The organism is Cellulomonas sp. P2_B4 (assembly GCF_056404795.1).
Genome location: NZ_JBFUDI010000041.1, coordinates 1 through 727 on the forward strand (window position 1 = coordinate 1; position 727 = coordinate 727).

Here is a 727-nt window from a genome sequence, read left to right on the forward strand (position 1 = left end):
GCGAACCTGGCTTCCAGAAAATTCCTCGAAAGATAGGGGGCCGCATTGTCGGCAACGCGAAAAGCCATCCATGCCTTCAGCGTTTCGACCGGCGTCTCGGCAACGATCTTCGCCAGCTTCGGAAATGCGCTCTTCTCCTTGACCACCAACGTCGTCTTTGCGCTCAGGCCGGCTCCTGCCAGAAACTCCTTCCAGGCAAAGCCGGGCGCATCGGTGGCCAGCGTTATGGGCGTCACAGGGTTATATTGAACGGTCGGATCGCGTTGTTGYGTCCGGCTCCAGCCGGCCTGCGCGAGCTGCGTCTCAAAGGCGATGACCCGTTCCGCGGCGGCCGGCGCGTCGGGCCATTTGATCAGCGAAAAGAGCCTGGTCGCATAGCCCCTATACTGGTCGCGTTGGGGCGCGAACTTGGCTTCGAGATAATAGTCGCGGTCTGGCAGACCGAGATTGGATTGCCCGAGATAGATTGCGTAGCGCTCGGGTCGCCTGAGATCGTTATCGATGCTCGCGGTGAAGGGGCTTGGGTAGAAATCCGAATTCGACTGGCCCATGAGTGCCGCGAGCGCTGCGCGGTTCGATGCCTGGCGAATCGCCAGGAGCTCGGGTTCGATCGCGCGACTGCCAATCCGTTCCAGCGTGCCGGTGTCCATGAAGGCAGCATAATAGGCACCGACTTGCCCCCGCGGCGTCGTGGCTGCCGGCGGAGCAGCCCGTGCCATTTCATCGA

General features: G+C 61.7%; 1 pseudogene. It reads right to left on the bottom strand.

The features are described from left to right. A pseudogene (locus AC1DZC_RS19950) lies at window positions 1-650 on the bottom strand (hypothetical protein); the annotation flags it as partial. Window positions 651-727: the final 77 nt, after the last annotated feature.